Source organism: Shinella sp. (assembly GCF_052438155.1).
Lineage (GTDB): Bacteria > Pseudomonadota > Alphaproteobacteria > Rhizobiales > Rhizobiaceae > Shinella.
Window position 1 is genome coordinate 208920 of sequence record NZ_JBQVPI010000009.1, and the last position, 5745, is coordinate 214664.

Consider the following 5745-nt stretch of genomic DNA (forward strand, 5'->3'; position numbering starts at 1 on the left):
TGCGGCAGGGGAAAGCGACGGCGCCGCGGCCCTTCTGGCGCTTCTTCCCGCCTCGCCGGAAGGCGCCGGTGCGGTGTTCGCCATTGCCGAACGCTATGCCAATGCCAGCGACATCGCCACGGCCGATACGCTGGTCGCCCACGGGCTGTCCCTCGATCCGCAGAACGCCGATGGCCGGCTGCTGGAGGAGGAGTTTCGATGCCGCGCCGGATTGGGCGGTAGTCAACGCCCGGGCCTGGACGATGCATTGCGTTTGGCGACAACGAGGCGTGTGCAAAAATACTCGACCGCAGCGGCGATCTCCGGCAGCGAGACGGGGAACGTCCGTTCCCTGTTCGAACTGGAGCGCCGCAAAGAGCGGCTGGGTCGCGCGGCGGCGGCGACCGCATTCAAGTATCTGTTTCAGACGTTACGCAGTGATACCTCCCTTTTGGAACCGGCTCTGGAGGCTTTGCAGGAGAATCCGACGTCAAAATTGACGCTAACCTATGCTGTCCTCGCGCTCGTGGAACGGGAGAAGGAGGGAGAGGCGCTCGATCTGATCAGAGTGGCGATCGAGCAGGAATTCGAGAGCCTTTTCAAGGATGCGCGCGGGGCTGAAAGTGGTCTCAAGCGAGTTCAGCTTTACCTTTCGCTGCTGTCGCCCTGCCTCGACGAAGCCTTCCGGCGAGCCACCCTCATCGAAGCGCCTGAATTGATCCGAAAAATCCTTCCTTCGATGAGGCAAGTGCGGGCCATCGCCTTCGATCTTTATCCGAATCAAGTTCTCGGTTTGTTCAAGGCTGTCGTCAGCATAGCGATGAAATGCGGTGACGAGGAACTCATCCACGACATGCTGGTTGAGACCGCACAACTGTCTCCCGAGGACAGCGCTCTGCAGTCGTATGTTTTGCAGGGTGCGGCGGGCTCCCCCAAATTCCTCCTCAAAAACACCGGGCGGCTGAAAGAACTGTATGTACGTCTTGATCAGAACGTCCAGGAGCGCATTATCGCGCAGGCGGCCGCGGCTGGGGAAGGCGAAGAACTGGATGTATCGAAGGGGCCGCCCGAGTTGCTCCTGCTGGAAGGCGACGAGAAAGACGTAGCCGATCTCCCGGAAGGAGCGGATGAAAGGCTCCAGGATCACCGTATTATTCGGGAGCTGCTGAACCGGCTGCCAACCAGCGAGAGACGGGATTATCTTTTTGAAAAAATTGATGGATTTTCCGAACTCGATAAGGAAAGAGCCATTTTCTCGGTCAAGGCCGGCTTGATCTTTGGGGAGCGCCGGCTTGTTGAGGCAGGCCTCGAGTTTTTCAAGGATGACGTTAACCCGACAATCGATGTTCTGAGGCTACGGTACCAGTACGCCAGAGGGTTGGGCGATCTGTCGCTTTCGGTTGCTATTATCGAGGAAATCATGGAGTGCATTTTCAAGCGCGCCCATGATCTGCAAGCATCTAGTATCGCGTCGTTGCGCTCTATTCGAGAGGAACTGGAGGAGGTTCTCTTCGTCCAGAAGTATGGGGATATCTGCGCGGAGACGACGCTTGACGTTCAGAAACTGGCAGGTGTGGTCTTTACCTTCCCGATATCGCGCTGGCGGCTCCGGAATCTTCCGCTTTTCGCTTTTGCCCAGCTGAGAAAGCGCAACGTTGCCATCGTGTCGCTGGTGGACGGGGTCATGCCGTCCGACCGCACGGGACGTCCGGAACTCGACCAGTTCGCTGGCGCCTTCACAAGATTCAAGAGATTCTACCGTGGGTGGGGCAGCGGCGAAAGTCAGGGCCTGGAAAAATGGGACCTTCGACCTGAAGAGGGAATAATGTCCTATGAAGGCTTGAACATCTTCCAGGGCTTCGTTGAAACGCTTCAAACCCAGGACAGAAGAAACACGTTCGATTTTTCCAACCCTTCGGTTCTCCGGCGGATGGAAAAATACATCAATCATGCCAGCCACCTCATTCGCGGACTGGAGGATATGGAGGACGTCTTCCGGAAGGTCGATGTTCCCATCAGGTTTATCGTAACGGATGGGCATGTCGCAACGATTCCGATCTTCCGGCAGTTCTGCCTCCTCAAGAATATCAAGAACGTCGAGGCGGTTTACATAAACAACTCTTATGAAAACTATTACTCTAACCTGTCCACTTTCGTCTCCACCAGCTTGTCGGTGAAGAACATTACCGCAACGCCCACGCTGCGCGCACCCTTCTTGGCGGTCGAGTCGGAGTTTCTGGCATGGCTGGACAGCAACCGGCACAGGAAGGACGAATGGAAGCGCCTGGCCGACAAAGCGATGACGCACGACCGCGTTCAACGCCAGACGGACAACGACGAGCGCGACGGCGTGCTCGCCCGCGTCGAGGCCGCGCGTGAAGAAGGTATCCACGTTATTGGTTTGCTGGGAAAGGTACCGGCCGACCTCGCGGTTCCCGTCGATGGCGGCCCCGCACACAAGGACATTCGGGATTGGCTCAACCACACCGTTTCGGTTGTCGGCAGCGACCCCCGAACAATGCTTTTGATCAAGCCTCATCCGCACGAACGGCGTGGGGAAATCGGAAGGTTCGTGACAGAAGAGTTCGCCGATATGATCGACGGGCCGCTCCCCTCGAACGTGATCATTCTCGGTCATCAATGGTTCAACCTCAAGGACATGAAGGAACTCATTGATCTTGGCCTCTTGTGGAATGGTACTGCTTGCATGGAGTTCGGCATGCTGGGCATTCCAGCCCTTGCCGGCGGCTGGTTCGCGCCGATTGACTATCCGGTCGGTATAAGGACGGCAGTTGATCGGGAAGAGTATGAATTCTTGCTGCGCACGCCTGGCGCGGTTACCCTTGAACCCGATGTGGGTCTGAGGTGCCAAGCTCTGATGGCGTATATGGCGTCAGAAGAGATGTCGATACCGTACCGCTACACCGCGCGGCCTGCGACAAATATCGGACTCAAGCGCTACTTCGAGTGGTTCGATGAAGACGTCGAAAACTGGCGCAAATTTGGCGATCCTCGTATCGAGAGAATTTGTGATCGCATCATGGAAGAGAAGCCGCGCGAACCTGTGCCGGAATTCATGAAGAGGGGATGGTTGGTCTGATGCACCCACAGGAAATCGTCGAGCGCCTCGCGGCTGATTGGCGCAATGCGGGCGTGGAGGCGGGAGATGTCCTGCTGCTTCACAGCAGCATCTCCCGGACGTTGCGGCGTATGCGAGAGTTTGGCGTGACCACTCCCAGCCCGGACCTGATCCTCGACAGTTTCCTGGCGGCTATAGGCGACGACGGTACGTTGCTGCTCCCGCTGTTCAATTTCGATTTCACTAAGGGAGTGCCGTTCGACATCCGTTCGACGCCGAGCCAGATGGGCGCGCTGACGGAAGTCGGGCGTTTGCGTGCGGGCGCCGTGCGGTCAGGGCACCCGATCTACTCCTTTGCCATACTCGGCCGGAGGGCCGAGGATTTCCGCGGGCTTGCCAATGTCAGCGGCTACGGTGCGGATTCACCATTTGGCGAATTGCATAGAATGGGCGGAAAGATAGGGGTTCTTGATTTGCCGGATCAGAACAGCCAGACTTTCTATCACTATGTGGAAGAGAGCCTGAGCGTCCCCTATCGCTATCGCAAGTCGTTTACCGCCCCCTATACCGGGGAAGATGGCCATGCGGGGCCGCGAACATTCGAGCTTTTTGTTCGGGATGTCGAAAATGGCGTTATGACGCATGTCGATCCAATGGGTGAGCTTCTGTGGGAGCGAGGCCTTTATCAGGGCGATAGGCCGAAGCAGGGAGCTGGATTGCGAACGATTTCGGCACCCGCAATGTATGAAATGACCGCGGCGGTTGTTGCCGGCGGTCGCGCAAAGGGCTTGTTGTATGACATCCAAAATCCGTGATTTTCATCTCGCCGAAGTGGGCGATTTCTGTCACGAACTGGCAAGAGAGCTTTTTCCAATCTGCCGCAGCCTTACCGGCCCGGGGGTTCGCGAAACGCTCGCCCATCTGAAGGCTCTGCTTCCCGACCTGACGGTACACGAAGTGGCTTCGGGGACGTCGGCCTTCGATTGGGTGGTGCCTGATGAGTGGACCATCCGAGACGCCTATATTGCCGATGAAAGTGGCGCCCGAATAGTCGATTTCCGGTCTCACAATCTCCATGTCGTCGGCTATTCAGAACCCGTCGATATTTGGGTGGACCTTGAGGAGCTGGATAAACATCTCTACTCCCTTCCCGCCCAACCCAACGCGATCCCCTATGTTACGTCGTACTACTCTCGCCGTTGGGGCTTTTGTCTTTCGCACCAGCAAAGAGAATCCCTGATGCCGGGGAAGTATCACGTTGTTGTCGATGCCGATCTGAAGCCCGGCGTTTTGAATTACGGCGAATTGATTATTCCGGGCGAGACGAAAGAAGAAATTTTCATATCGACCTATATTTGCCATCCGTCGATGGCGAATAACGAGCTTTCGGGGCCGGTGGTTGCGACGGCGCTGGCGCTTTGGGTATCGTCACTTGAGCGAAAGAAATACACATATCGTTTTGTCTTCATTCCGGAGACGATCGGATCGATCTTGTATCTCAGCAAGAATATTTCCCATCTGAAGTCGCATGTGATTGCCGGTTTCAACATCTCATGCATCGGCGATGATCGGGCATATTCGTATTTGCCGTCTCGCAATGGCAATACGTTGTCGGACAAGGCCGCTTTGCATGTTCTCAAGCACCTTGCCCCGGATTTTGCTCGGTACACATGGCTTGATCGAGGAAGTGACGAGCGTCAATATTGCGCGCCGGGTGTTGATTTGCCGATGGCAACAATCACGCGCAGCAAATATGGCGCTTATCCCGAGTATCATACCTCTCTGGACGATCTCACGCTGGTGACGCCGACCGGGCTGGCCGGCGGCTTCGAAGTGTTGAAAAAGGCGATCGAAGCGGTGGAATACAGCGCCAAATTCAAGGTTTCCGTGCTCGGCGAGCCTCAGCTTGGGCGCCGTGGACTTTATCCCACGGTGAGTGCCCGTGGCAGCGCCGACGCTGCTCGCGATATGCTGAATCTCATATCCTATTGTGACGGTGAGCGGTCGCTGCTGGAAATCGCCGATATTATCGGCGTGCCGGTCTGGGATGTGGTCAAGCTTGCGGAGCCGTTGATAGAGAATGGTTTGCTGGTGGAGCAGGCCTGACGATATCCAGGAACTTGTATGTCCCACGGGTGTTGTCGACGCGGCTTTTTAACGGCAGGTATTGTGGTGGCAAGCCGTTCGAGAGCTGGTCCTGTCGAGATTGGTTGCGGGCTCATAGGGGTAAAGCGTCGACACGAAGCGAAGAGCGGTGCCGCGCCGCCAATCGCTTGACACGCCCGGCGAACTGTTGAATGACTGCGCCTTCGCGCTGCCTTGCGGGTATGATGTGATGGTAGCTTGTCAGCTTCCCAAGGCTACTCGCAATGGCTGCATAAGCTAGTTGCAATCGCATATTTACAAATATAATCAGCAATTTAAGTGCGTTCCTGCTCGCGAATTTCCTCGGAATTTTTACCTGCAAGCACCGCAGAAATCGCACCAGTTCTCGATAGGAACGGACCTTTTGTAAGCCGAGGTTTACGAAACGGTCTCGCGCTTGGTCGTGACGAATTGCTGTGCACCCGAGTGGCACCAGGAATCGCCCAACTCGTTCCAGCGTGGTCTTGACCTTCCCCTGAACTTTCCTCCGGCAGCGATTAGAGCCTCGGCGGTTTTTGATACGCCAAATGGCGCGGTGTGAG

The 5745-nt window shown here is 56.4% G+C and carries 3 protein-coding genes; all 3 read left to right on the top strand.

Features of this window, described 5'->3' with window-relative positions:
* Positions 1-3079, top strand: a 3079-nt coding sequence (locus ACT6VE_RS18535; protein ID WP_444799983.1) for a hypothetical protein, incomplete at its 5' end; no start/stop codon positions are given.
* Complete coding sequence (locus ACT6VE_RS18540) at positions 3067-3873, top strand: AAC(3) family N-acetyltransferase (RefSeq protein WP_444799984.1); 807 nt, start codon at positions 3067-3069, stop codon at positions 3871-3873. The genes ACT6VE_RS18535 and ACT6VE_RS18540, both read left to right, overlap by 13 nt.
* Positions 3854-5164 (top strand): DUF4910 domain-containing protein, encoded by a 1311-nt coding sequence (locus ACT6VE_RS18545; RefSeq protein ID WP_444799985.1) that lies wholly within the window; start codon positions 3854-3856, stop codon positions 5162-5164. The genes ACT6VE_RS18540 and ACT6VE_RS18545 overlap by 20 nt, the downstream gene beginning before the upstream one ends.
* Positions 5165-5745: the final 581 nt, after the last annotated feature.

Excerpts from the sequence above, each read along its gene's own strand:
- ACT6VE_RS18545 (WP_444799985.1), top strand. The coding sequence starts at position 3,854 with ATGACATCCAAAATCCGTGATTTTCATCTCGCCGAAGTGGGCGATTTC.
- ACT6VE_RS18540 (WP_444799984.1), top strand. The coding sequence starts at position 3,067 with ATGGTTGGTCTGATGCACCCACAGGAAATCGTCGAGCGCCTCGCGGCT.